Source organism: Micromonospora sp. DT41 (genome assembly GCF_049841715.1).
GTDB lineage: Bacteria > Actinomycetota > Actinomycetes > Mycobacteriales > Micromonosporaceae > Micromonospora > Micromonospora profundi.
Window position 1 is genome coordinate 1 of sequence record NZ_JBNCKU010000027.1, and the last position, 23,388, is coordinate 23,388.

At 68.0% G+C, this 23,388-nt stretch carries 25 protein-coding genes and 1 pseudogene; 8 read left to right on the top strand and 18 right to left on the bottom strand.

Annotated features, from left to right (window positions below):
- Nucleotides 1–146: 146 nt before the first annotated feature.
- Both ACLQ23_RS30045 and ACLQ23_RS30050 read right to left on the bottom strand, forming a co-directional pair.
- On the bottom strand, nt 147–1,766 hold the full coding sequence (locus tag ACLQ23_RS30045; protein WP_355631882.1) for a hypothetical protein: 1,620 nt from the start codon (nt 1,764–1,766) through the stop codon (nt 147–149).
- Nucleotides 1,767–1,916: 150 nt separating this feature from the next.
- Nucleotides 1,917–2,528, bottom strand: a complete 612-nt coding sequence (locus tag ACLQ23_RS30050; RefSeq protein WP_355631879.1) for a TetR/AcrR family transcriptional regulator — start codon at nt 2,526–2,528, stop codon at nt 1,917–1,919.
- Between the two features lie 125 nt (nt 2,529–2,653).
- On the opposite strand from ACLQ23_RS30050, the gene ACLQ23_RS30055 reads away from it, so the two are divergent.
- Both ACLQ23_RS30055 and ACLQ23_RS30060 read left to right on the top strand, forming a co-directional pair.
- A complete protein-coding gene (locus ACLQ23_RS30055) occupies nt 2,654–3,664 on the top strand; it encodes an aldo/keto reductase (protein WP_355631876.1) in 1,011 nt (336 codons plus the stop codon).
- Nucleotides 3,665–4,120: 456 nt separating this feature from the next.
- Nucleotides 4,121–4,429 carry a hypothetical protein gene (locus ACLQ23_RS30060; RefSeq protein ID WP_425736144.1) on the top strand — a complete coding sequence of 103 codons (309 nt, stop codon included), beginning with the start codon at nt 4,121–4,123 and terminating at the stop codon, nt 4,427–4,429.
- 56 nt (nt 4,430–4,485) lie between these two features.
- Here the strand turns inward: ACLQ23_RS30060 and ACLQ23_RS30065 are convergent, their stop codons facing one another.
- From ACLQ23_RS30065 to ACLQ23_RS30085, 5 genes and pseudogenes are all read right to left on the bottom strand, one after another.
- Nucleotides 4,486–5,697, bottom strand: a complete 1,212-nt coding sequence (locus ACLQ23_RS30065; protein WP_425736145.1) for a DUF808 domain-containing protein — start codon at nt 5,695–5,697, stop codon at nt 4,486–4,488.
- Between the two features lie 37 nt (nt 5,698–5,734).
- Nucleotides 5,735–5,857, bottom strand: a pseudogene (locus ACLQ23_RS30070) (class I SAM-dependent methyltransferase); the annotation flags it as partial.
- Between the two features lie 336 nt (nt 5,858–6,193).
- Nucleotides 6,194–7,147 (bottom strand): DUF7710 domain-containing protein, encoded by a 954-nt coding sequence (locus tag ACLQ23_RS30075; protein ID WP_425736146.1) that lies wholly within the window; start codon nt 7,145–7,147, stop codon nt 6,194–6,196.
- A 363-nt stretch (nt 7,148–7,510) separates the two neighbouring features.
- Nucleotides 7,511–8,017 (bottom strand): MmcQ/YjbR family DNA-binding protein, encoded by a 507-nt coding sequence (locus ACLQ23_RS30080; RefSeq protein ID WP_355631857.1) that lies wholly within the window; start codon nt 8,015–8,017, stop codon nt 7,511–7,513.
- 36 nt (nt 8,018–8,053) lie between these two features.
- Nucleotides 8,054–8,605, bottom strand: coding sequence for a YrhB domain-containing protein (locus ACLQ23_RS30085; protein WP_425881425.1), 552 nt, complete (start codon nt 8,603–8,605; stop codon nt 8,054–8,056).
- Between the two features lie 140 nt (nt 8,606–8,745).
- Between ACLQ23_RS30085 and ACLQ23_RS30090 the strand changes: the two genes are divergently transcribed.
- On the top strand, nt 8,746–9,549 hold the full coding sequence (locus ACLQ23_RS30090) for an inositol monophosphatase family protein (protein ID WP_355631851.1): 804 nt from the start codon (nt 8,746–8,748) through the stop codon (nt 9,547–9,549).
- Nucleotides 9,550–9,597: 48 nt separating this feature from the next.
- Here ACLQ23_RS30090 and ACLQ23_RS30095 read toward each other — a convergent pair whose 3' ends face one another.
- From ACLQ23_RS30095 to ACLQ23_RS30105, 3 genes are all read right to left on the bottom strand, one after another.
- Nucleotides 9,598–10,008 (bottom strand): hypothetical protein, encoded by a 411-nt coding sequence (locus tag ACLQ23_RS30095; protein ID WP_355631848.1) that lies wholly within the window; start codon nt 10,006–10,008, stop codon nt 9,598–9,600.
- Nucleotides 10,005–10,400, bottom strand: coding sequence for a VOC family protein (locus tag ACLQ23_RS30100; RefSeq protein WP_355598207.1), 396 nt, complete (start codon nt 10,398–10,400; stop codon nt 10,005–10,007). The genes ACLQ23_RS30095 and ACLQ23_RS30100 overlap by 4 nt, the downstream gene beginning before the upstream one ends.
- Before the next feature lie 624 nt (nt 10,401–11,024).
- Nucleotides 11,025–11,357, bottom strand: a complete 333-nt coding sequence (locus ACLQ23_RS30105) for a hypothetical protein (RefSeq protein ID WP_355631845.1) — start codon at nt 11,355–11,357, stop codon at nt 11,025–11,027.
- A 151-nt stretch (nt 11,358–11,508) separates the two neighbouring features.
- Between ACLQ23_RS30105 and ACLQ23_RS30110 the strand changes: the two genes are divergently transcribed.
- From ACLQ23_RS30110 to ACLQ23_RS30120, 3 genes are all read left to right on the top strand, one after another.
- Nucleotides 11,509–11,817, top strand: a complete 309-nt coding sequence (locus tag ACLQ23_RS30110; protein ID WP_425881426.1) for an ATP-binding protein — start codon at nt 11,509–11,511, stop codon at nt 11,815–11,817.
- 250 nt (nt 11,818–12,067) lie between these two features.
- Nucleotides 12,068–12,751, top strand: a complete 684-nt coding sequence (locus ACLQ23_RS30115; protein ID WP_425881427.1) for a response regulator transcription factor — start codon at nt 12,068–12,070, stop codon at nt 12,749–12,751.
- Nucleotides 12,748–14,184, top strand: a complete 1,437-nt coding sequence (locus tag ACLQ23_RS30120) for a HAMP domain-containing sensor histidine kinase (protein ID WP_425881428.1) — start codon at nt 12,748–12,750, stop codon at nt 14,182–14,184. The genes ACLQ23_RS30115 and ACLQ23_RS30120 overlap by 4 nt, the downstream gene beginning before the upstream one ends.
- 56 nt (nt 14,185–14,240) lie before the next feature.
- Here ACLQ23_RS30120 and ACLQ23_RS30125 read toward each other — a convergent pair whose 3' ends face one another.
- Both ACLQ23_RS30125 and ACLQ23_RS30130 read right to left on the bottom strand, forming a co-directional pair.
- Entirely contained in the window at nt 14,241–16,388 is a 2,148-nt protein-coding gene (locus tag ACLQ23_RS30125) for an MMPL family transporter (protein WP_425881429.1), read from the bottom strand.
- Between the two features lie 591 nt (nt 16,389–16,979).
- Nucleotides 16,980–17,867: a LysR family transcriptional regulator gene (locus ACLQ23_RS30130; protein ID WP_355598221.1), complete on the bottom strand. Its 888-nt coding sequence runs from the start codon at nt 17,865–17,867 to the stop codon at nt 16,980–16,982.
- Between the two features lie 84 nt (nt 17,868–17,951).
- Here ACLQ23_RS30130 and ACLQ23_RS30135 point away from each other — a divergent pair, with 84 nt between their 5' ends.
- Both ACLQ23_RS30135 and ACLQ23_RS30140 read left to right on the top strand, forming a co-directional pair.
- Complete coding sequence (locus ACLQ23_RS30135) at nt 17,952–19,265, top strand: aspartate aminotransferase family protein (RefSeq protein WP_355632956.1); 1,314 nt, start codon at nt 17,952–17,954, stop codon at nt 19,263–19,265.
- Between the two features lie 22 nt (nt 19,266–19,287).
- Complete coding sequence (locus tag ACLQ23_RS30140; RefSeq protein WP_425881430.1) at nt 19,288–19,839, top strand: hypothetical protein; 552 nt, start codon at nt 19,288–19,290, stop codon at nt 19,837–19,839.
- Nucleotides 19,840–20,819: 980 nt separating this feature from the next.
- Here ACLQ23_RS30140 and ACLQ23_RS30145 read toward each other — a convergent pair.
- The 6 genes from ACLQ23_RS30145 to amcA all read right to left on the bottom strand — a co-directional run bounded on the left by ACLQ23_RS30145 (nt 20,820) and on the right by amcA (nt 23,253).
- Nucleotides 20,820–20,978, bottom strand: a complete 159-nt coding sequence (locus ACLQ23_RS30145; protein WP_425881431.1) for a GNAT family N-acetyltransferase — start codon at nt 20,976–20,978, stop codon at nt 20,820–20,822.
- A gap of 94 nt (nt 20,979–21,072) precedes the next feature.
- Nucleotides 21,073–21,525 carry a SitI3 family protein gene (locus tag ACLQ23_RS30150; RefSeq protein ID WP_425881432.1) on the bottom strand — a complete coding sequence of 151 codons (453 nt, stop codon included), beginning with the start codon at nt 21,523–21,525 and terminating at the stop codon, nt 21,073–21,075.
- Between the two features lie 11 nt (nt 21,526–21,536).
- Nucleotides 21,537–21,935, bottom strand: coding sequence for a hypothetical protein (locus tag ACLQ23_RS30155; protein ID WP_425881433.1), 399 nt, complete (start codon nt 21,933–21,935; stop codon nt 21,537–21,539).
- A 158-nt stretch (nt 21,936–22,093) separates the two neighbouring features.
- Nucleotides 22,094–22,621, bottom strand: a complete 528-nt coding sequence (locus ACLQ23_RS30160; RefSeq protein ID WP_425881434.1) for a DUF6244 family protein — start codon at nt 22,619–22,621, stop codon at nt 22,094–22,096.
- A gap of 159 nt (nt 22,622–22,780) precedes the next feature.
- Complete coding sequence (locus ACLQ23_RS30165; protein ID WP_425881435.1) at nt 22,781–23,092, bottom strand: hypothetical protein; 312 nt, start codon at nt 23,090–23,092, stop codon at nt 22,781–22,783.
- Nucleotides 23,089–23,253, bottom strand: a complete 165-nt coding sequence (gene amcA / locus ACLQ23_RS30170) for a multiple cyclophane-containing RiPP AmcA (RefSeq protein WP_425881436.1) — start codon at nt 23,251–23,253, stop codon at nt 23,089–23,091. The genes ACLQ23_RS30165 and amcA overlap by 4 nt, the downstream gene beginning before the upstream one ends.
- Nucleotides 23,254–23,388: the final 135 nt, after the last annotated feature.

The following is a 23,388-nucleotide window of genomic DNA, read 5'->3' on the forward strand; positions in this document are numbered from 1 at the left end:
TCTTCGCCAACACCGGCATGACCCTCGACCCCGAACCACCGTGACGGTGCGAACTTCAGCCTTTCAACCTCTGTAGCTAGATTAGAAGTGCGCCTCTGCTGGCGTTGACAGCCTCACCACCCTTCGCTGTAACCGCCGGCGGCCGGTCAGGCGGCGGTCTCCTCGTCCGCTAGCCGGTAGCGATAGCGTCGATCGGGGGTCGTAAGGGCGTGGAAGATGCGCCCTTGGTGCTGGCGGCGTTCCACCAGCGTCGCGTTGCTGAGCCAGACCACCATCGTGCCCAGGTCGACCCGCTGCCCGCCGACCGAGACGGTTAGGGGCAGCTCGATCCCGACCGTTCCGTCGTCCGGCAGGTCGACCTCGTCATCGAGGCCAACCCATAGGCACTGGCCCTCGGGATAGGTACCGCTGACCTCGTCACCGCCGAGCAGCCGCGCGGCGAACAGCCAGCGGTTGACCTCGTCGGAGACGGCAGCAGACAGGTCGGGAACGCGGATCGGGACGGCCGTGTGCTGCTGGATAGCCGCCAATGCCTCGACTGCCGTGGTCAGGGCGTCCAATTCGCGCCGGAACTCGTCGGATGGGTCGAGCGCCCAGGCTGGATCAACGTTGCCCTCCGCCGGCGACGTGTGCCGGAGGCTGACTCGGGCTACGTTCGGGGTGCGGCAATTGGCGAGGAACTTCAGCGCTGCCAGGACGACGGCAGCCGGCTGCCCGGCGAGGCCGGTGAGCCGGAGGGTGCGCGTCACGCTCAGGACGGCCGAGTCGTAGCGGTCTTCGACCCGAAAGACGCGATTGGCCTCCTCCAGCACCACACGGATACCTCCGGCGTCCCGGGTGCTTTCGACGCGGTTGAGGTCGACTGCGGCAAGCACCGTCCCGGCCGGATCGACTAGCTGGACGTGCAGCTTCGCGCTGTTGGCTGCCTCTTGTTCAGGTGCGGTGGACTCGGTGGTGGGTAGTGCGAGGGCCTGGTGAATGGGTTTCCAACCATCGCCGAGGGCTTGGCCGGGGGGCGGCAGCACCATCGGTGTGTCGGAGGAATCCGGCTCGCCGAGGTAGATCTGCCCCTCCTGCCGGAAGGTCGTTTCGGTGACGATGACGGATGTCTCGAAGATGCCGTCATCGAGAGGGATCAAGCCTTCGCGATGCAGGAGACGGGCGAAGTTCAACGTGGCGATCGTCAAGACCATGATCCGCGCAACCAGAGGGACTGCGGCGCGGAACCGCTCCTTGACTCCGAAGACGCGCGTCTGGGCGAGGCGATCAGCATCGTTGTGCACGACGTCGCCATAGATCCACGCGAAGCCGAGCACGTTGTCGGTCGCCCGGTGCGACTGCTGCGAATCCGCCATGGACTGTTCGACGAAGTAGCCCCTGACGCCCTGCCCCTTGGGCTGAATCTCCGCCCATTCCTGCTTGAGCCCTCGCAGTTCCTTCATGACGGCCTCGGGAGCCCCCGCCGCTTGAAGGAAGTAGCCAGCGGCCTTGAAGAACTTTGCGTAGTAGGTCGGGTCGTCGTTGAGGATCAGTGGCCGTACACGGGCTGCAGCGGACTCGACCTGCTCCTCCGGTGGGAACTCCTGTATCCAGGTCGCGGTGCCGTTCGTGTAGTTGACCTGCACAGAGAACGAAAATTGCGATAGCCGATGCAGAGCAGCGCGGTCGGTAGCCAGCGAGTGACCTTCGACCCGCAGGGCACGCAGGATGAAAGAGTTGAGCGCGGCGCGGGCACGCGCCTCGACCTCGGCGTCTTGACTGGTCACGCCGCGACTCTACTTGTTACTGGAAGCCTGTTTTGGGAACCTGATCATGGCCGCGCGTCCCCTTGTCGGCACGATCGGACGCAGGCCTCCGCGGGAGTCTGTCACGGTGGGTAGCGCTCGGTCGGCGGCAGATCCGGATGGGCGGTGTCGTCAGTTGGGACCGCTGGTGGACGCGTGGACCCCGGCGCGGGCGGCTGCCGCTGCCGCTTCGGCGGCCCGGTCTGCCGTGGCCTCGTCGATGGGGTCTCCGCTGACGAGTAGGCGGTAGTAGAGCGGTGCCGAGACGGCGCGGATGACCTCGGCCGCGTCCGTGTCCAAGGGCAGCTCCCCCCGCCGCACCGCCTGCTCCACGCAGGGGACCCACTCGGCGATCCGGACGGCGTAGAAGCGATGGAGAGCCTCGGCGGCGCGGGAGTCGCAGGTCGCAGCGACGATGACCGCCCGGAACAGTGCACCCTGACGCGAGTCGACCAGGGTGCGCTGCACGAGCCGGGCATTGGCGCGCAGGTCCCCGATCAGCGATCCCGTGTCGGCTCGCGGCAGCGACTGCTCCGCCATGTCCGTCAGCAAGTCGGCGACGAGGCCGGCGGCCGTACCCCAGCGGCGGTAGACCGTTGTCTTGCCCACCTCGGCGCGGCGCGCCACGTCCGCGAGGTCGAGACGGTCGAAACCGTGCTCGACGAGTGCGTCACCGGCAGCTCGTAGCACGGCGGCGCGGACCCGGGCGGTCCGCCCTCCGGGTCGGATCACACCGACGGCCATAACGGGTCTCCAGTTCCCTTAACTGCGGATGGCTGCTATCGTAGCCGACGTATTAACGGAACTGGAGTACCTTTAAGGGGGCTGTCATCGTGGAGTACCGACGACTTGGAGCATCCGGACTCACCGTGCCCGCACTCAGCTTCGGCGCCGGCACCTTCGGCGGCTCCGGACCGCTCTTCGGCGCGTGGGGCAACACGGACGCCCGCGAGGCACGACGCCTCGTGGACATCTGTCTGGACGCCGGGATAAGCATGTTCGACACTGCGGACGTGTACTCCGACGGCGCGTCCGAGGAGGTGCTGGGACAAGCGATCAAAGGCCGACGCGACGCTGTCCTGATCTCGACCAAGAGTGGTCTACCGACCGGCGACGGACCCAACGACGCGGGAACCTCACGCGCGCGGCTCATCCGATCGGTCGAGGCGGCCCTGCGCCGACTCGGCACCGACTACGTCGACCTGTTTCAGCTACATGCCTTCGACGCCGCAACACCCGTCGAAGAGGTCGTAGCGACACTGGACGACCTGGTACGGGACGGGAAGATCCGCTATCTCGGCGTCTCCAACTTCGCCGGCTGGCAGCTCATGAAGTCCCTCGCCGCAGCCGACCGGGACCACCGCAGCCGGTACGTGGCACACCAGGTCTACTACTCCCTCGTCGGCCGGGACTACGAGTGGGAACTGCTGCCCCTGGGCCTCGACCAAGGCGTCGGAGCCGTGGTGTGGAGCCCACTCGGCTGGGGACGACTCACCGGCAAGATCAGCCGCGACACACCGCCACCCGCCACCAGCCGGCTGCACGCCACCGCCGCATACGGCCCGCCGGTCGACGACGAGCACCTATTCCGCGTCGTCGACGTCCTCGAAGACCTGTCCCGCGAAACCGGCCGAGCAGTGCCACAACTCGCGGTCAACTGGCTACTACGACGACCCACGGTAGCCACCGTCATCATCGGCGCCCGCAACGAAGCACAACTGCGGCAGAACATCGACGCTGTCGGCTGGTCACTCACACCCGAACAGGCAGCCCGGCTCGACACTGCCAGCACCCGCACCGCGCCGTACCCGTACTTCCCCTACCAACGGCAGGAAGGCTTTGCCAGACTCAACCCTTCGCCGCTCGCGAACACCGCCTGAGCAACGATCACCACGTCCGCTCATCGGCAGATCCGGGAGTTACGCGGTCAGCCCAGGGGCATCTGACAACGAGGGTCGTCCGCCCGCGCTGAGCGACAGATCCCGCACGCCGAGATCGACGGTGTCCTCGTCGACCTGTGGGCGGCCAGCGTCACCGTCCTCATGTGGGACCAACTTCGCGACGACAAGCGGCAACAGCTGCTGACGCGCCGCGTTCCTCGACCTCGCCGGCTCTCTGGTACGCCTGGAACCCGGCCACTGGGACTGGCGCTACGGCACCTGCTCGACGTGGGCCACCCACTGTTCCCGGCCAGCACCCTGATCGTCGCCTTCCTCCGCGAGACCCACGCCGGACTGCTCTGCCTTCTCTACCGCCTCTAGAACGCACATCGCGGCCACCGGCCGGACATCCGCAGGCAGACCGGCCCCTTCTTGCTATCCCGAGAGGTCACCACCATGACAAAGACCATCATCGGCGTCGCCACCGTCGTCCTCATCGCCTGCATCGGCCTGCCCCTCCTGCTGCTGACCTCCGTCACCGGCGGCGGCCCCGGCGGGTGCGCCATCGCTGACCCGCCCGCCATACGCCCCTCCGGGCAGCCGCCCGGCCCCGACCGATCAGACACCGAGCAACTCGACATCGCCGCCACGATCATCGACGTCGGGGTCGCCAAGGCCTCCCCCGCTGAGGCTGAATCGTCGCCGTCGCCACCGCCATGCAGGAATCCGGCCTACGCAACCTGCCTCACCTCGGCAACCTACTAAACGCGGTTCAGCACCAGAGCGCCTGACCCCGTGGTCGAGTTGCGATGACTTTGCGGTCAACCGCGCGGCGCTCGGTCCGCAGGAGCGTCGCGACGCTGAGCTGCACGGCTCGGCTGCCCGGGGATGGTGCCGTCAGTACGAGTCGTGGCCGCAGTCGCAGCCGCAGGCTTGGATTTGCGGCGGTGGAGCGTGAGAGTCATGACAAGCACGACCAGCGCTCCGACGATCAGCCCGAGGATCGCGCTGGCCACCGTGTTGACGAGCCAGCCGACGAGCCCGCCGAGAACACCCGTGGCGTCGTGGGCGGCGACCTCCACGTGGTGCACGGCCTCGTACAGGAAGTGCAGGTTCAGCTCGTGCGTGCCTAGCAGCAGGATGTGCCCGCCCACCCACAGCATCGCCGCGGTGCCGACGACGGTCAGCACGCTGAGGACCACCGGCATCGCCCTCACCAGACCGCGGCCGAACGTGGCGACGGCGCCGGAACGTTGCGACAGGCGCAGCCCGACGTCGTCCATCTTTACGATCAGGGCCACCACGCCGTACACCAGGACGGTTATGACGACGGCGACGACAGCCAGGATCACCAGGCGGGACCAGAACGCCTCATCGATAACCTCGTTAAGGCTGATGACCATGATCTCCGCCGAGAGGATCAGGTCGGTTCGTACCGCCCCAGACACCAGTGTCGTCTCGTCCTGCACCTTCTCCTCGCCCGTGTCGGAGGCGCCGTGATGGGCGATCTTGGACCACACCTTCTCCGCGCCTTCGTAACAGAGGTAGGCGCCGCCGAGCATGAGGATCGGAGTGAGCAGCCAAGGCACGAACTGACTGAGCAGCAGCACCGCCGGCAGGATGATGAAGAACTTGTTGCGCAGCGACCCCACGGCAATGCGCTTGATAATCGGCAACTCGCGCTCGGCCGCCAGGCTTCGCACGTACTGCGGCGTGACGGCAGCATCGTCGACGACGACACCCGCAGCCTTGGCGCCGGCCTTCGCGGCGGCCGCCCCGATGTCATCGATCGACGCGGCAGCGGCCCGGGCCAGCACCGCCACGTCATCCAGCAGGGCTACGAGTCCACCGGCCAAGGGAGGGTCCTTCCAGAGTTGCGCAGAGTTCGAACTGGCCCATTCTCGCCCATGTCCCTGCGCGCGGCACGCCACCGCCCGGCCGAAGTCGTGCACGACAACCACTCGCCCGCCCCGGTCGACGTCCCAGCAGGCCACGTCGTCGTTGTCGATACGGCGTGCGAACGGCACAAGCACCTTGTTCGGATACCGCCTGCGATGCCCTCGTGCCGGCCGGGAAGGCGGAACTGATCAGGACTGGGCCACCGGGTTTCAGGACGCGGCGGATCTCCTGAGCGGCGGCCGGGAGGTCGGGAACGTGGTGGATGGCTGTGGAGATCCAGACCGCCTCAATGCTGTCGGACTCCTACCTGGGGGCGGCCGACCTGACCACGTTGAACGGGCTGGCCAGTGCCGCGATGAGCCGAGCGGCGGGGTGACGCGCAGAGGCCGGCCTTACTTGAGAGGGCCGGCCTCCCCGCTCACGGGCAGCGTGACCGGGCAATGAGGGAGCCCAGACTGGCGATGCTGTTATGTGGCACCGACCACAGGTCGGTAAAGGCCAGTCGATGGGTGAGCACAGGACTGAGTCGCCGGTGCGGTTCGGCGCCACGCCGGCTCCGGTGCCCTGTCATCGGCATGACTGCGCACCGAGCGGCGAGAACGAACACGCGGTCCACGGCATGAGTGATGTCTATTGATTTTGGCGGCCACGGGTCAGATGGACGTGACGTAACCCAGGACTGAAGGCGGCGACGTGGTCCGAGGTGCCGTGGTGCGCCTTCGATGGCGTGAAGCGGCCTTCGCTGACTGCGACGTCGTAGGCTCCCCCGATGGCGTACTCGGCCAGAGTTCCGGTCACGTGGCGCTCGGCAGCCCAGGCGAGTCCAGCGTCCAGAGTGTCGAACACTCCGGAGGCATATCGGGCGTTGTCACCGTGGAAGATCCAGACCGTTGACCTGAGCGGGCTGCGCTGATCAGAAGTAGGCCGGCGCTGCTGGCCCTCCGGCGTGAACGAGAACGACTCGGAAAACGTGCCCGGTCGATGGCGTACGGCCAGAAGCACCGGTTCGGGGTGGACGCCCTCCAGCACCGTCTCGGCTGCAGTGTTCGCCAGAGCGTTCCACACGTGGAAGCAGATGAGGACGTGGTCGCGATCGGCCGTGGTGTAGGCAAGCGTCTTGGGATAAAGCGGGTTCGTTCCGCCGATCCAGATTGACGGTGGCCCGAACGTTTCGATGACGTCGGCCAGCGTCCGCTGTCGCGACAGCCAACCGCTGATGTCGGCGCTGAGCCGCTCATACTCTGCCTCGGACAGCGCCCGATCCAGCTCAAGCCAACCGAGACGATGGGCAACCTCGGCGTAGACGGAGGCCGTGGCATCACGCACGGCACCTGCCGGCAAGATGCTGCTGTAAGCGCCCCCGACACCTGTCGGGGTGAACGCGTCGCGTTCGCGCAGTCCATCGCACTCCGTCGACCACCGCTCAAGGCTTCCATCCACGGCGGCCATCGCCTCGAGAACAAGCCGTTCGGCCATCTCGTCCCTGCCATACATGCCAGGGCGACGAAGCACGCCGTTCACCTGCGCCAGGTGATGCCGACGCGCCTCACCGAGAATGACATCCGCATCTCGACCACTGCTCATCGCAGCCGATCATCACACGCCAACGGCCCCAGGGCATCCGCTCATCGGCATGAGCGGATGCCCGCCGACCCGTCGAACTTCCAAGGCATGGCCTCCGGCAGTTCCGGTGGTACGGGCGCTGGGTGCATGCCGTGTTCCCACCGTTGCGGGCACCCCGCCGATCCCAACCTGCTCCCCTAAACCGGGCTCGCACCGCCGACCGCCGACATCTGCCGGCCCAGTGCCTTGGCTGGCTCCCGCAGCCGCATCGGTCGATCGGGTGGCACCCTCACGATCGCCGCGCCTTGTCAGCGGGAGATCCGTGCGCTTGGCAGGGCTGCCGGCGCTGTCGGCGGTCATCGCTCCTCGTGGCCTTGGCCGGCCTCATGCTGGGGATCGCCGGGAGTCGAGCCGGGCAACCCTGCGTGGCCCGGCCGTCCGTCGGTAGCTGGCGTCGAGTAGCTCGTCGACTTCGTCCCAGTCGGTGTCTCCGGTCAGGCCCACCCCGATCCACCCGTAGGGGCCCAGGTAGGCCGGCACGAAGCAGCGGTCCTCGTCCAACAGCGCCGCTCGCTCGTCGGGATCAACCAGCACGAGCACCGAATGTTCATGCTGCCGGTAGACGCCGTCGACTTTCACCGATCCCCCGAAGTACGCGAAGACCTTGGTGGTGAAAAAAGCGGGATGTCCGTGGGAGATCTTCTCGGCCGCGTCGGGGAAGGCCAGGGCGAGCGCCCGCAGCCGGTTCAGGAGCGGATCTGCTTCGTCAAACATCATGGCGTGCGGCATATCGGAAGGTAAGCACACGGTGGCCGCCTGCAGTGCCTCGCCGGCGGCAACGGCTAGCGTGCGATGGATGCCCAGCGATGCTCGCCCTCGGGTCGTCTTCATCTGTGTGGCCGACGTCCCCAACCCGCAGTTGTTGGCCTACGCTCCAGCGTCCTCCTCATACGGGCCGGCAAGTGTCTCGATCGGCAGTAACAGCGGCTCTGGCTCCTCCCGAGTGAGGCTCGCCAAGCACTCCGAGGGCTCATCTCCCTCGCTGACCGCGTCGACGTACGCCTGGGCATTGCGCAGGCTCATCCGCGGCGCCTGCTGACGGACAAACCGCAGCGCCGCCATCCTGTCCCCACGCTGTACGAGGGCACGGACTTCAGCGAGCAGCGGATCCGGAGGCCTGACGCCCTTGTACTGCTGCAGATATACGTCAGCCCATCGATCTGTGCCGCATATCACGGCTGGTATGTGGTGGATGCTGCCGTCTTCACAATCTACGAAGTACGGGCCCTGTCCCACCAGCATCTTGCCGAAGTCACCGGAACGCAGGTACTCAACAGACTGCCAGCCGACCAACCACCCGAGGACGTGCTCCTCGACACCGCAGACTGCAACCTCGGGCACATCAACCAGCCGTCCCTCCCGTCGCTGCCTGATCAGCAAGGCCTCGACGAGCGCGACAGCGCGCTCTCTGGTGATCACGCCCGGCATCATCCATCACGCCGACCAGCACACCAACCGCATACGAAACTCGCCCATGTCTCACGATGCGCGGACGGCGGCAGATCGGGATATCCGATCGCGGCCCGCAATGGAGCCAGGACGGCATCTATCGTGCGTGCATGTCGATCAGCGACCGAGATCTGGTCATCAAAACCGCGGAAGCCGGCGCAGCGATCGTGCGCTCGCACTACGGGTCATCGCTGACACGCTTCGAGAAGTCTGCGGGAGACTTCGCCACGACGGCCGACATCGAAGCAGAGCGCGCCATCCTCGACGTCTTGCACGCTGCCCGGCCGGACGACCTCGTGGTGGGAGAGGAAAGCGGACGCACGGGAACCGGCGGGAACGGACGCAGTTGGCTAGTCGACCCGTTGTGCGGGACGTTGAACTACGCCGTACACACCATGCTCGTCTCGGTCAACGTAGCTCTGCGAACCGGAACGCAGCTCGGCGTGGCAGCCTCGGCGGACCCGTTCACCGATGAGGTGTTCTGGACCGACGGTGCTGGGGCACACGTGCGTCACGGCGGCGCGGACGAGCGACTTGCCCCGTCGGCCGCGTCGAGGCTGGTGGACGTCAATCTCGATCCACCGTTTCCCAATGAGCGCGTCTTCCGGGCCGCGCGGTTACTTGCCGATCAAGGGTTCATCCGGCAGTTCCGCCCACGCGTCGTCTCCACCACCCTGGCGGTGGCTTGGGTCGCTGCCGGCCGACGAGCCGCTTACGTAACCGATGGCCACCTGAGCGACAGTGTCCACTTCGCGGCCGGCATCGCCCTCTGTCAGGCTGCCGGCTGTGTGGTGACCGGGATCGACGGCCAACCTCTTCACACCGGCGCGGGCGGTCTCGTCGTGGCGGCCGACGAGCACACACACGCAGCCCTGCTGACCCTGGTAGGAAACCAGCGTGCAAGAAAGGATTGATCGCCTATCCGCTTCTCGGCAGTTGCGGGTGGTCTCGTGGTAGCCGCCTCATCGCCCGGCGGCCGGCTGAACGAGGTCCGGGCCGCCGGTGTGCGGCGTCGGGAGGTAGCCGAGGTACCGCTGCGGCAGTGCCGCCACGCAGGCCCCGGAGCATGCGTTTGCCAGCAACGGCAACACGTCGGTGGCGACCAGGCCAGAGATCCAGACCTGGCGAAGCTCACCGTCAACCGGCCCATCGCAGACGCTGCAGGTTCGCACCGCGTCGCAGCCCCACACGTCTGGGTCGAGCGCGGCGAAGTCCGTCTCTACCGCTCGGGTCACCGCCCGCAGCCGCGGAAACGGCGGGCGGAACCTGAAGTTGCCATAGAGGACGCGCGTGCTCACCGTGCGGTCGGCTAGCTCGCGGCAAATCAGGGTGACTGACCTGAGGGCCTCGACTGGCACCTGCGGCGACGTCATGCGGATCCGAGGAGGTCCCACCGGTTGCCGGCGATGTCGAGGAAGACCGCGACCCGGCCATAGGGCTCGGCCCGTGGCTCCCGGACGAAGGTGACACCGGCCTCGACCATCCGTCGGTAAGCGGGGTCGAAGTCGTCGACTCGGAGGAAGAACCCGACTCGGCCGGCTACCTGGTTACCGGTTGCGGCACGTTGGTGTTCGCCGTCGGCGCGAGCGAGGAGAATCCCGGTCTGGGCACCCGGCGGCCGGACGACGACCCACCGCTTGGGCCGCCCGTCAGTGGTCAGCGATGGGGAATCCTCGACGAGATCGAAGCCGAGTACGTCGGTGAAGAACGCGATCGCGGGGTCGTACTCGTCAACGATCAGGGCCACCAAGTCGATCTGCACCACGGCAGCGTACGCAGGTCCGTCGTGCTCGCCGCCCGCGCTCCGACAGCGGCAAATCCGGACGGCCGATCTGGCGGGCCATATGGCAGGCAGGCACCGGCGGTGGCTCGACAGCGTGGCGTTCTGGATCAGCTGATCGGGTGACCGAAGGAGATGTCGGCTATTTCATGCGACGGACACCCTGCGGCGCCAGGAAGGAGGCATGACCAATGACGTGACCGGTCCCCTTCTGCCCGGGCGCATCCATTGACGATATCGAGACTCCTACGCAGTTCTCGGTTCCGTACCGCGCGACCGGGAAACGCGAGGCCAAAGCGCGTGGGGGTGCAGCTGGAAGACCTGCATCTATTATTCTTCGAGATCGCCGGACTGGCTCGCAAAGTCCTATGGCTCCCGTCTCGTCCTCACGCAGACATCTAGTGCGGAGTGCGCCGACATTTGCCGGGCCCGCGCGGCCGTCAGCCCAGCGCCGACGGCGCCAACCCGGCCGACATTGTTGGACACGGCACTAGCCTACGACAGGTACCGAGACACCCGCAGTTTCCGGGGGTGGCTTAACCGTCCAGCCAAACAGTCGAGCCAACGCCTGCGACACCAGACCGCTGGCGACGAACCCGCGCAGTCGCACTAGCCCATGATCAGTAACGTAACCCACACAAGGACAGTTAAGGACGGAAGCATGTATGCGAGAAGTGCCGTGGTAGACAACGGACTCCTTGGACGGTCACCTTGAGTAGCGGCATATTCGCTCAGGTAGTGCCGTGCCCGCCGGTCCACGTGCTGGAGATAGCGGCGGTGGCGGTGGCCAACATAGAGCCAGACGATCGCAAGCAGTACCCCGAAGACGGCCACTGCGTGCCCAGAGAGTGATGCAATAGGCATCTGCACCACCAGCGCCGAGTAAGCCACAATCAACATCGATTGCGCCACGATGAAGAAGTTGCCGCGCTGCATCAACATGTTGTCCTCATGCAAAAGGTGACTCCACACCCTTGAAGCTGCCTCGTTCGGAAGCGGCTCAGGGGACCGCCCTTCCGGGTCCATACGACTCTCCTACGGCATAGTTGACGTCGAGCTAACAGCCCCTGGGCGGGCTCATTGGCGTCTCTCAATGATGCATTGGCCGCGCAAGCGGATCTGCATCGGCGACCCGGACGCCCTGCGGCGAGCGGCCGGCAACCTGCTCTCCAACGCGGTACGCCTCTCCCCCGCAGGTGGGGCGATCGCCGTCTCAACCGGCCGGGCCGGAGGCTGGCTGTGGCTCGCCGTCACCGACCAAGGACCGGGCATCGCCGAGACCGACAAGAGCCAGGTGTTCGACCGATTCTGGCGCGGAACCGCCGCCCGCGGCGCTGCCAACGACCGACGGGCTGATGGCCCACGTGGGATACGCCTTATCGGCGCCATCCCGCCCAGCTGAAGATCAGCCCACCTTGACGGGTCCCGGGCCAGGCGTTCGGGACCCGTGTTTACGCACGAGCCCTCTCAGCCGGACGCGCCTCCGCAACCCGACGTGGTGCGCGCTCATGCCGAGAACGGTGCACCTGATCATGGCAATGGGATGCTGCGGTCCACCGTGCGCCCAGACCTTTTAATCCTGGCCTCAGGTTGATCGGGGACAATGAGCGGCAAAAGCATCGATTGGAAGGGGGCGCGTCGGCGTGCGAATCATGATCGCGGATGATGACGCGGCCATCCGTGAGTCGCTGGAGCGGGTTCTCCAGGTCGAGGGTTACGACACCAGCACCGTCGCCAACGGTCTCGCCGTGCTCGACGGGGTCGGTGGGGCCGGCGGTGACACGCTGGATCTGCTGATCCTCGACGTGATGATGCCCCGCCTCGGCGGGTTGGAGACCTGCCGGCGGTTGCGGGCGGCGGGTCGGGATCTGCCGGTGCTGATGCTGACCGCTCGTGACCAGGTCTCGGACCGGGTCGCAGGGCTGGACGCGGGCGCCGACGACTACCTGCCCAAGCCGTTCGCCACCGAGGAGTTGCTGGCCCGGGTGCGGGCCTTGCTGCGCCGGCGCACGCCGGGCGACGGGGAGCCGCAGGTCCTGTCGTTCGCCGACGTCCGGCTCGATCCCGACAGGTTCGAGGCGTGGCGGGGCGGGCGGCAGCTACGCCTGACCCGGACCGAGTTCTCGCTCCTGGAGGTCCTCGTGCGTAACGCGACCCGGGTGTTGACCCGCGACGCGCTGTTCGAGGCGATCTGGGGTTTCGACATGAGCGCCACCGCCAACAACCTCCAGGTGTATGTGAGCTACCTGCGCCGCAAGATGGAGGCCGAGGGTGAGCCGCGATTGATCTACACGCTGCGCGGCCTGGGATACACGTTGCGGGAGAGTCCTTTGTGAGCAGGCCCGCCGGCCGGGAACCGCGCCGGCTGACCCGATGGTGGCGCCGGCGGTCACTGCGGACCAGGCTGACGGTGATCGCGGCGACGGCCATCGCGGTCAGCGTGTTCATGGCCTTCCAGGTGGCCAGCGAGCTGCTGGACTGGGAGCTGCGGGACACCGCCGAGGATCAGCTACGCGCCGACTCCCGCGTCCTGGCGACGGACGCGGAGCGCGCCGGTCTGGCGCAGGTCCAGCTACCGCCGTACCCCGGATCGGGTCGACTGGTGCGGGTCATCCTGCCCGACGGCTCGACCCGGACACCGGCCGGCCAGCCTGCGTTGCCCCCGGTCAGCGAGCACGCCGGGCGCGTGGCGCAGGGCGCGTCGGCCGACCTGATGGAGTCGAATGACATCGACGAGGACGGCTACCTCATCTACACGCTACGGGCGGGCGACGGCGCGGTCCAGGTGGCCCGCGTCGCCAACGACAGCCCGATCAACCGGTTCGGGTTCGGCATGCTGCTGATCGGGCTGCTCTGCGTGGTCGGCGGCACCCTTGTCGGGCGGACCGTGGCGCGGGCCGGGCTGGCACCGATCGACCGGCTGACCGCCGCCGCGGTACGCGTCGCGCACACTCAGGATCTCGACGCCGACATCCCGGATGAAGGCGGCGGGGAGATCCGGCGGCTGATCCAGTCGATCAACGACATGCTCGCTGCGCTCCGGGACTCCCGGCGGGCCCAGCGGTTGCTCGCCGAAGACGCCGCCCACGAGCTCAAGACCCCGCTCACCAGCCTGCGCCTCAACGTCGAACTGCTGATCCGCCTCGATCGGCGCGGCACCCTGGACAGCGCGCTGCCGGCCGAGAGCCGGACCCGGCTGCTCAATGACCTCGGCGCCCAGGTAGCCGAGTTGAGCACCCTCGCCGCCGAACTGACCGACCTGGCGCGCGGCGACGTCACCGACGAGCGCACCGACCTCCTCGACCTCGCCGACGTGGTGGTGGCCGCCGCGACCCGGGCGCGTTCCCGCGTGCCCGACATCGAGGTCGCGCTCGACGTCACCTCCGTGTGGGTGAGCGGGCGTCCCGCTGCACTCCAACGGGCGGTGCTCAACCTCATCGACAACGCCGGCAAGTGGTCCCCCGCGGACCAGCCGGTCCAGGTCCGGCTCCGTGCCGAGGGCGCGTCGGCGGTGCTCGAGGTCGACGACGCCGGGCCGGGCATCGACGCCGCCGACGTACCGCGGGTGTTCGACCGGTTCTACCGTGCCGACAGCGCCCGCGCGTTGCCAGGATCCGGTCTGGGGCTGTCGATCGTTCAGCGGGTCGTCGACGCCCATGGCGGCCGGGCCACCGTCGCCCGCTCCGCGCGCGGTGGCGCGCTGCTTCGAGTCGACCTTCCGGCCGCGGCCCCGCCCGGTCGAATCACGCGGCCCACCGCCGGGTCATGAAAAGGATCCGGGACGGGCCTGAGGCTCCGTCCCGGATCTCGCCCGTGCCGCCGCGCTCACCGTTGTAGCGAGGGCTCCTCGTCGTCGTCGAGCGACTGTCGCCCGTCCGGCGGCTCCACCGGTTGGGACAGCCGGCTCGGCCACCACATCCGCCGGCCGATCAGCAGGGTGAGGGCGGGCACCAGGACCGATCGCACCAGCAGGGCGTCGAGCAGCACGCCGAAGGCGACCAGGAACCCGACCTCGATCAGCATCACCAGCGGAAGTGAGACGAGGACCGCGAACGTGGCCGCCAGGACCAGGCCTGCCGAGGTGATGACGCCACCGGTGGCGGAGAGGGCTTTGAGCATGCCCGCTCTGGTGCCGAGACGCACGGCCTCTTCCCGGGCACGGCTGGCCAGGAAGATGTTGTAGTCGACGCCGAGCGCCACCAGGAACAGGAATGCCAGCAGCGGCACCGAATAGTCGATGCCCTTGAACCCGAGGATCGTGTCGAAGACGAACACGCTGCCGCCGAAGGCTGCGGCGAATGAGACGACCACTGTGGCCATCAGGACCAACGGGGCCACGACCGCGCGCAGCAGCAGCCCGAGCACGATCAGGACGACGGCGAGCACCAGCGGGATCACCAACTTCTCGTCGCGGCTGGTGGTCACCTCGGTGTCGAGGTTCTCCGCACTCGGCCCGCCGACGATCGCCTCCGCCCCGCTCACCGCGTGCACGGCGGTGCGCACGCGCTTGATCGTGTCGTACTCTGCGACGGTGTCCGGCGCGTCCGTCGGGAACACGGAGATGTCGGCCCAGCCACCCTTGGTCTGACCCGGGATGGCCGTGGCCACACCTCGGGTGCCCTTGACGATGTCGAGCACCCGCTCCTGGTACGCCGGCAGCGTGAAGATCGTCATCGGCTGGCCGCCGAGCTCCGGGAAGTGCCGGCGGAGAACGGTGAAGCCGGTGACCGACTCCGGCGCGGACAGGAACTGGTCCTGTTCCCGCAAGGCGCCGGTATTGCCCGCCAGCCCGAGGGCGAGCACGCCGAGGACTCCGAGCGAGCCGAGCGTCGCCACCCACCGGCGGCGGCTGATGGCGGTGCCAAGCCGTCCCCACAGCCCCGGCCTCTGCTCCACGGTCGTGCTGAACCGCGGGATGGCCGGCCAGAAGATCCGCCTGCCGAGCACCACGAGCACCGCCGGGAACAGCGTCAGCATGGCCACCAGCGCGCACAGAATGCCGGCCGCACCGATCGGGCCCAACCCGCTGGTGCTGTTCAGGTCCGCGACGAGCAGGCAGAGCAGGCCGGCGACCACGGTGGCCGCGGACGCGACGATCGCCGGCGCCGCGCCGCGCAACGCGTGGACCATCGCAACCCGGACGTTCTCGTGGTGGTGCAGTGCCTCCCGATATCGAGCGATGAGCAACAGCGCGTAGTCCGTGCCGACGCCGAATACCAGGATCGTCAGCAGCGCCGAGTTCTGGTCGTTGACCACGATGCCGAAGCCTTTGACGAGCAGGTAGACGGTGGCCATCGCGGTCAGTGCGGCCGCGCTTACGACCACCAGCGGGATGAACCACAACACGGGGCTGCGGTAGGTGAGGATGAGTAGGAGCGTGACGACGACGACGGTGGTGAGGAAGACCTGCAGGTCGATGCCGTCGAAGACGGCGTCCATGTCGCCGTCGACCGCAGCCGGGCCGGTCACGTCGAGTTCCAGGCCGGCGGGGCGGTCCTTCGCGGCGTCACGCAACGGCCCGACGATGGCCTCCGGTGCGCCGTAGGTCGTGCTCACGTCGAGGGTGAACATCATCGCCTTGCCGTCGGTGGAGAGTCTCGTCGATGGGCCCTCATCGTCCTCGCCGTCCGGGGCCGCCACCTTCGGCGGGTACCGCTTGGCAAGGGTGTTGTAGTGGCGCTCGGCCGTCGCGCGGTCGGCGTCGGTCATGCCGCCGGCGCGGTGGTACACGAACACGAACGTGTTGTCCTCACCGCCGGGGAGACTGTCCTCCAGCACCGCCACCTTGGTGGACTCGGCGCCGGCCGGCAGGGTGTCCACGGCTCTGTCGGTAGTGACCGAGCTCAGCTTTCCGCTCAACGGCACCATCACCGCCGCCAGCGCCACCCACAGGCCAATCACCAACCACGGCACCCACCGGCCTGCCAACCGGCCGGCCGGCGCTTCCTTGGACGGCGCTGCGTTGACTGCCATCACTAGCCTCCTACGAGACGGTCCATCGCTTATCTGATGCCGACTTCGTACCGAGCGAATCTGAGACGACTGTTAAAACGGCGCTCAGGCCGGTTGGCCGAGCCAGGTGCCCGAGCGCACGCACCACCGTGGCGGCGTCGAGGTCCTGCCCGGTAGGCAAGGCCCAGGCGACACAGCCGTCGGGCCCGGATGAGCAACGCGTCGACGGCCACCGGGTCCGTGCGGGCAGGGACGGTGTTGATCCGTCCGGTCCACGCGGCCGCGGCGGTGTCGATCCAGGGGGTCCGGGACGACATCGTGGTGATCGTGACGTCGGTGCCGCTAGATGGCTGGACGCTGTCCTGACCGGCGAACGGCGTTTTCGCTAACAGCGCGCTGGTCCGGAGGCTGAGGCGCAGCTTTCACGGCATCCGCAAATGCGGCGATCCGGGTGCTGCCATCTCACGTCCACCAGTTACTGGTTGTTGGCGGACGTGGGTGGCCGATCCGCCGCCGTCGCAGAGGCGGCCGACGCGCGAACAGCGCCGTCTGCGCATCGCCCTGGTACGCAAGGGGTGCTACCAGCACATTACGGAGACGGTCCGGCCAAGGTCAGTCACCTGCTCTCAGGGCATTGAGCACGGCCGTCACCTCGGGGCGTGACGCGGCCGGTCGCCGGACCCCGGCAGTGATGCGCCGGGTCAGCGGCGGGCTCAGTGGTCGGGTCACCACCCGGTATCGCGGGTCCACCGCCAGCTTCGGCAGCATGGTGATCGAGCGGCCGTTCTCCACGTGCTGGAGGGCCAGCATGTAGTTGTTGAACCGACAGATCACCACGGGCTCGAAGCCGGCCTCCCGGCACAGCCGGGTGGACAGCTCGGACATGTACGAGCCGGCGACGTCGAACGTCCAGCGCTGCTGCGCGCACGCCTCCAGTGCGACCGACTCGGCGCTGGTCAGCGGATGCCCCGGGGGCAGCACGAGCACGACCGGGTCGGTGGCGAGCGGCACCACATGGATCTCCGGGGAGAGCTCGGCGCCGGCGAAGTCGGCCGTCGTGATGATCAGGTCGACGTCGCCGCGACGCAGCGCCGGCATGCTCTCGTGCGGTTCCAACTCCAGCAAGACCACGCTTACATCCGGGTGTCGGGCCGCGAGACGGACAAGTGCCGGTTCGGCGAGGGCTTGCACCGCACTCTGGAACGCGGCCACGGTGACCGTGCCAGCCGGCTCGTCGGCGAGGCGGCGCAGCTCCGCCTCGGCCGCGTCCATGGCCGCGAGGATCTCCCGAGCCCGGCCGGCAAGCAACATTCCGGCCGCAGTGAGTCGCACCCGCCGCCCGGTGCGTTCCAGCAGCGCGGTCCGGGTCTCCCGTTCCAGTGTGGTCAGCTGCTGCGACACCGCCGACGGGCTCAGGTTGCCGCGCTGCGCAACGGCCCGGACGGTGCCGTAGGTCGCCAGGTCGGCGAGCAGGCGCAGCCGCCACGGATTCAGCGTCATGACCGCCGACTGTACGGCTTTGCTTAACAGCGACAGCGGAAATGTGCGATGGACGTGTCTGTCCGGGCTGCCTAGCGTCGGTCCATGGCTGATTCGTTCTGGTCCGACGCCGATCGTCACCTGGTCCGCTACATCGGCGCGGGCAGCTTCGTACGTGAAATCATCGAACGCGCCGAGGGCAGTTTCGTCTTCACCGCCGACGGCCGCCGCCTGCTCGACTTCACGTCGGGGCAGATGAGCGCGATCCTTGGCCACTCGCACCCGGCCGTAGTAGCCACGATCCAGCGGCAGGCAGCCACTCTCGACCACCTGTTCAGTGGCATGCTGAGCCGGCCCGTGGTCGAGCTGGCACGCCGCCTCGCCGGCTCGCTGCCTGCGCCGCTGGACAAGGTCCTGCTGCTCACCACCGGCGCGGAGTCCAACGAGGCGGCGATCCGGATGGCGAAGCTGGTCACCGGCCGACACGAGATCATCTCGTTCGCCCGGTCCTGGCATGGAATGACGCAGGCTGCGGCGAGCGCCACCTACAGCTCGGGGCGCAAGGGGTACGGGCCCGCGGCGCCCGGCAACTTCGCCATCCCCACGCCGAACGCGTACCGGCCCGACTTCACCTTTCCCAGCGGCGAACTGGACTGGCGGCATCAGCTGGAGTTCGCGTTCGAGCTGTTCGACGCCCAGTCGGTGGGCAGCCTGGCGGCGTGCATCGTCGAACCGATCCTCAGCTCCGGCGGGGTGATCGACCTGCCGCCGGGATACCTCGCGGCGCTGCGCGACAAGGTGCACGAGCGGGGCGGGCTGTTGATCCTCGACGAGGCGCAGACCGGTCTGTGCCGCACCGGAGAGTGGTACGCGTTCCAGCGGGACGGCATCGTGCCGGACATCCTGACCCTGTCCAAGACACTCGGCGCCGGCCTGCCGCTGGCCGCTGTGGTGACCAGCCCGGAGATCGAGCAGACCGCGCACGGGCGCGGCTTCCTCTTCTTCACCACGCACGTCTCGGACCCGCTGGTGGCTGCGGTCGGTAACACGGTCCTGGACGTGCTGGAGGCCGACCGGCTCGATGAACAGGCTGCGCAACTGGGCTCGTACCTGCGCAAGGGCCTTCAGGAGATCAGCCAACGGCACCCTGTGGTCGGCGACGTGCGGGGCCGCGGGCTGCTGGTCGGGCTCGAGTTGGTCAGCGACCGGGAGTCGAAACGACCGGCCGACGCGCTGGGCGCGGCAGTGACGGGGCGTTGCCTGGAACTGGGCCTGCACATGAACGTGGTGCAGCTGCCGGGCATGGGCGGCGTCTTCCGCATCGCACCGGCGCTCACCTCCAGTCACGCGGAGCTGGACCTGGGCCTGGAAATCCTCGACCATGCACTCGCCGACGTGGTGCCGCAGTTCATACCTTGAGCACCAGCCCAGGGTCATGATCATGGAAGTCTTGGAGGCGTTCAGCCTGCAGCATGGGGGAATCGATAAGGGCGCGGCTGCCGGCGTCATGGAACAGGTCGGTCAGCGGGCGGGTGACCAGAACCGACAGATAGGGCGGCTCCTCACCCGGGCCGACCCGTACAGGGCAGACCTCCACGCCTCGAAGGGCGGCACGAACCTCGGGCTGCGCCAAGGTCCGGGGACGGCGAGGCGGCGTCCGGGTGTCTCGGATTCGACGAGCAGCCGTTTTCGTCAGCAGCGCCGAGCCGAGGTCGGCCAGTTGCCGGTCGTCCCAACCGTTTTAGCGCAACAGGTTCTGCTCGGTCGGGTCTGGCAGCACCATGACTTGCAGATACAGCGACGCTTCGAATCGGTTCACACCGAGCCGGGCAGCGATCCGTCCGACGCGGACAGCAAAGCGTTTCTGGCCGTACGCGCCAGCGGGCAACCCACTCGTCAACTCACCGATACTCGTCGTCAACCGGCAGTCCTCACGTCACGACCACGTGCATCCATCGTCTGCATTATGAGTTGCCCCTGCCGACATCTGTAGACGCGCTCTTCTGCCCGAAACGGTCGCGGTGTCGGCTCCGCCTGAAGACTGACGTCAACGCTGACGCCAAGCCCGACCCTCGAACGGGGGCCAACCCGGAAACTGTCACCGCCGCCGGGCCGAATCCCGAGGCGATGCGGACCACGGCGCTCGTGGCAAACGTGGACGGCCATGTGCATCGCGCTCGCACCGGAGCGAGGTCGGCCGGCGATGGTCGCCTGCCGGGTCGCGGGTTTGCCCGGCAGGGTGGACCGCGCGAGGGAAGTCGCGCTGTTAATCACTGTTGAGGTGTTAACGAACACTCCGTGCAGCGCACGGAAGGGGCCCGAGACGGGTCAGAGCAGCAGTCATCGCCACGACCGTGACAGGCACGGATCGTGGACACGAAGATGGACAGCGACGGGGACGCGAACCGGCGGGCTCACATCTGCTTCCGGCAACCGCCGGTGCACCGTTTCGGACAGGGACACTCCCTCCGGCCGCAGCACACCGTGCTGCGGCCGGACCGGCGTCGGCTCAACCCGCCGGGAGAAGATCCTTCATGGCGGTCCTCCTGTCACTCGGTCGGCACCCCAACGACCGGACCGGCGGACCAGGCCACAACGACGAGGAAGGGCCGTAACGGGCGCCCATTCATCGACCAGTCGGCCCGGCGAACAAGCTCGCCGCAAGGGGAACGTTCCTCCAGTACCTCTCGACCAGACCGACGCTGTCAAGCAAGTCAATCCGACGATCGAAGGCCTCGGCACGCCCTCGACGGGGCACAGCGCCGGACCATCTTCGCCGGCCCGCTACCTGCCATAACGGTTCCCACCGTCCCCACGACCCGACCGTCCCAGCCGGCCACGCCTACTGGAGAGCCGGTCAAGGTAGGTGACTTTGACCGGAAAGTCGATCCCGTCTAGAGCACCTTGTGATGACGGACACAAATCCTTATGTTCGCCGACACCGCCAGCCTCAGCAGTCCAGGTTGTGAGACATCAGAGATCGTCCCACCAATGCTCGGGCGATCCGCGACGCCGGCGGTTGGGGTCGGTCATCATGTCCTGCAGGTAGATCTCGGCCGGGTCATCCTGGCTCCGCGATGCGACGAGGCAGCCGACGACCTCACCGTCCAGGATGGCAATCGCACGGTCCATGCCGCCCGCGGCCGGCCGACGAAGTCCTTGCGTCTGCGGGCGCGTCAGGGCCGAGGCCCTTGCCAGTCGCGGAATAGGCAGGCCGCCGAGCCTCTTACCGGCTGAGAAGATCGTCCTCGCCGTGAACGCCCCACCAGCTCAGTGCGTGCCGGCGCAGCGTTCCCGAGAAGCGGGTCAGCAGCAGCCAGTCGGCGTCGAGGATCAGCGCGGCGTCCTCCGGGCGCTCGTCCAACACCCGGGCCACACTCGCCAGCATCTCCCGCGTCGCCCGGTCGGAGGATTCGCTCTTCACCAGCCGGAAGCCGATGGTGACGTACCGTTCCGGTTCCCACTCCCACATCGAGCCGTCACCATCTTCGGCTTCGAAGTAGCCGTGGGATCCGGCGTGGATGCTCACCGTGTAACCACACCGATCGCTGAGGTCCGCATTCAACACCCGGGGTCTGCCATCTGCCGCCGACTCCTCGGTGCCGTCCGGGGCGACGACGCCGGCCAGCACATCGAGCGGAACGTCGCCGGCCAGCGTCAAGCGGTACTCGGTCGCCATGGATAGCCCCCTCAGTCTCGTCGCAGGATCTGGATTATCGCCCCGCTGCGCGTCACCGCCACCAGTTCCTTCAACCCTGCGATCGGCCAGTCGTCGAACTGCCTCTGCAACGCCCCGAGATCGCCACGCCATTCGTGGAGATTGACCACCACCCGTTGGGTCTGCTCGCTGTCGATCTTGTCGGCTACCCCGCTCCACACGCCTCGCACGCTCTTCGCCGGCATCGGGGAGTAACAATCGAAGACATGTCCCTCGACCAGGTAGTCGGGATCCTTGCCCGGTTTCCCGGAATCACCGGTACCGAGCCGCGCTTCCGCGACCTCCTGCCGGGTCGGGTTCTGGTGGAGCCGGTACCCCTCTGCAGCGACGGTATCGGCGCACTGGTTCTCTAGTTCCAGGGAGCGCCGCACGCGTTCGTCCTCCTTTGGAGGGATCCGGGTACGCCGGCCGGTGGGCGAACCGCCGCGCTCTCCGGTGGGCTTGCGCGTCCACGGAGTCGTCACGCCCCTGCCGGGGGACGGTGTGGGAACCGAGGCAGGGCTGGTCGGTACGGCACCGCCAGCCCCGCTCAGTTTCCCGAAGACCCCAGCTGTCGTGCCTCGGCGATCGCCGCGTCAACGGCCTGGCGGGTGGTGGCGGTGCGCTGAACCAGCATGACGAGCACCTGCTTGATGCTCTCCAGAGCCTGCAGCAGCGGCCCCGGCTGCCCACCTTGCAGAACCCCGACGACAAGCTGCTGCGCCTCACCGACCTGGGTGATCGTGGCGGCCGTCTGGTCGCGGATGCCGTCGACCGCACTCTGCACCGGAGTCAGCCCGCTGATGGTCTCCCCCGGACTGGCCTGCTCCGGGACACCAGCGGCCACCTTCGTGGCATCACCGACAGCCCCGGTCAGACCATCCAGTCCACCCCGGACGGTGGCGATGGCTCCGCGCACCCGCGCCATGCCGGCAGCGACGGCAGCGAACCCAGCACCCGCCGCGCGCAGCACGATCTCCTGCGCCTGCTGATCAGCAGCGGCAGCCAGACCCTGTGCACGTTCGACCCCGGCGGCCAGCGTACGTAGCTCCGTAGTGATCTTCTCGACCTGCGACACGCTGCCGGATCCCTCCACCTGGCCACGAGAGCTCTCAGGAGGGTTGAACCTACCGGCACGGCACCGGCGCCACCAGACGTCGCAGAGCAAGTAAGCGATCAGTAATCGCGGCCGAGAAGGCGGTAGAAGGAGAGAGCGTGAGACGGCGGGAGATCGCGGTCAGCCCGGCGATTCAGCCCCACCGTGGTGTCGGGCGGGCCAGCCGAGGAAACGGTCGAACAGGCCTTTGACATCGCCGCCGGTGCTCGGATCGAGCTGGTGGAGGTCGTCGATGGCCTCATGGAGCAGGCCGGCCAGGTATAGGAAGAGACCTACTGTGTTGTCACGGTACTCGGCGACCAGTACGAGCCGCGCCCGTCCGCAGGGCCAGGGCTGCCCGCAGCGGCGACACAGCCAGAGCGGACGCAACGGCAGATGCTCCGCCGGCACGGGCCGGTGCTGCTCGGCAGCACCGGTTCCGTCCGTACTCATCGGCGGCGGCACTTCCGGGCCTGTTGCTCGAACAAGACCCGCCAGACGTGCGTCAACAGTGGTGGGTCGGCCGAGCCCCGTCCCACCGCCGCCGGGACCACCGCTGCGCGGTCTGTCGCCGGCTCGCCGGTCACGGCGTACCGCGACACGTACACCGTCATGGCCGGCCCCCGGCCGGTGCGCGGCGGGGGGTGCCGCGGACACGCGCACCCCCCCCCCGCGGGCCACCGCCTGGGGGAGACCCCCCGGGACCCCCCCCCCCCACCCCGCGGGCGGGAGGCCGCCCGGGGGACACC

Bases quoted from the DNA above. Each gene is read 5' to 3' on its own strand.
- ACLQ23_RS30050 (WP_355631879.1), bottom strand. From the start codon at position 2,528: ATGGCCGTCGGTGTGATCCGACCCGGAGGGCGGACCGCCCGGGTCCGC.
- ACLQ23_RS30090 (WP_355631851.1), top strand. From the start codon at position 8,746: ATGTCGATCAGCGACCGAGATCTGGTCATCAAAACCGCGGAAGCCGGC.
- ACLQ23_RS30135 (WP_355632956.1), top strand. From the start codon at position 17,952: ATGGCTGATTCGTTCTGGTCCGACGCCGATCGTCACCTGGTCCGCTAC.
- ACLQ23_RS30125 (WP_425881429.1), bottom strand. From the start codon at position 16,388: ATGGCAGTCAACGCAGCGCCGTCCAAGGAAGCGCCGGCCGGCCGGTTG.
- ACLQ23_RS30075 (WP_425736146.1), bottom strand. From the start codon at position 7,147: ATGAGCAGTGGTCGAGATGCGGATGTCATTCTCGGTGAGGCGCGTCGG.
- ACLQ23_RS30110 (WP_425881426.1), top strand. From the start codon at position 11,509: ATGATGCATTGGCCGCGCAAGCGGATCTGCATCGGCGACCCGGACGCC.
- ACLQ23_RS30060 (WP_425736144.1), top strand. From the start codon at position 4,121: ATGACAAAGACCATCATCGGCGTCGCCACCGTCGTCCTCATCGCCTGC.
- ACLQ23_RS30140 (WP_425881430.1), top strand. From the start codon at position 19,288: ATGGAAGTCTTGGAGGCGTTCAGCCTGCAGCATGGGGGAATCGATAAG.
- ACLQ23_RS30105 (WP_355631845.1), bottom strand. From the start codon at position 11,357: ATGTTGATGCAGCGCGGCAACTTCTTCATCGTGGCGCAATCGATGTTG.
- ACLQ23_RS30150 (WP_425881432.1), bottom strand. From the start codon at position 21,525: ATGGCGACCGAGTACCGCTTGACGCTGGCCGGCGACGTTCCGCTCGAT.
- ACLQ23_RS30095 (WP_355631848.1), bottom strand. From the start codon at position 10,008: ATGACGTCGCCGCAGGTGCCAGTCGAGGCCCTCAGGTCAGTCACCCTG.
- ACLQ23_RS30145 (WP_425881431.1), bottom strand. From the start codon at position 20,978: ATGGACCGTGCGATTGCCATCCTGGACGGTGAGGTCGTCGGCTGCCTC.
- ACLQ23_RS30080 (WP_355631857.1), bottom strand. From the start codon at position 8,017: ATGAAGACGACCCGAGGGCGAGCATCGCTGGGCATCCATCGCACGCTA.
- ACLQ23_RS30115 (WP_425881427.1), top strand. From the start codon at position 12,068: ATGATCGCGGATGATGACGCGGCCATCCGTGAGTCGCTGGAGCGGGTT.
- amcA (WP_425881436.1), bottom strand. From the start codon at position 23,253: ATGACGGTGTACGTGTCGCGGTACGCCGTGACCGGCGAGCCGGCGACA.
- ACLQ23_RS30165 (WP_425881435.1), bottom strand. From the start codon at position 23,092: ATGAGTACGGACGGAACCGGTGCTGCCGAGCAGCACCGGCCCGTGCCG.
- ACLQ23_RS30130 (WP_355598221.1), bottom strand. From the start codon at position 17,867: ATGACGCTGAATCCGTGGCGGCTGCGCCTGCTCGCCGACCTGGCGACC.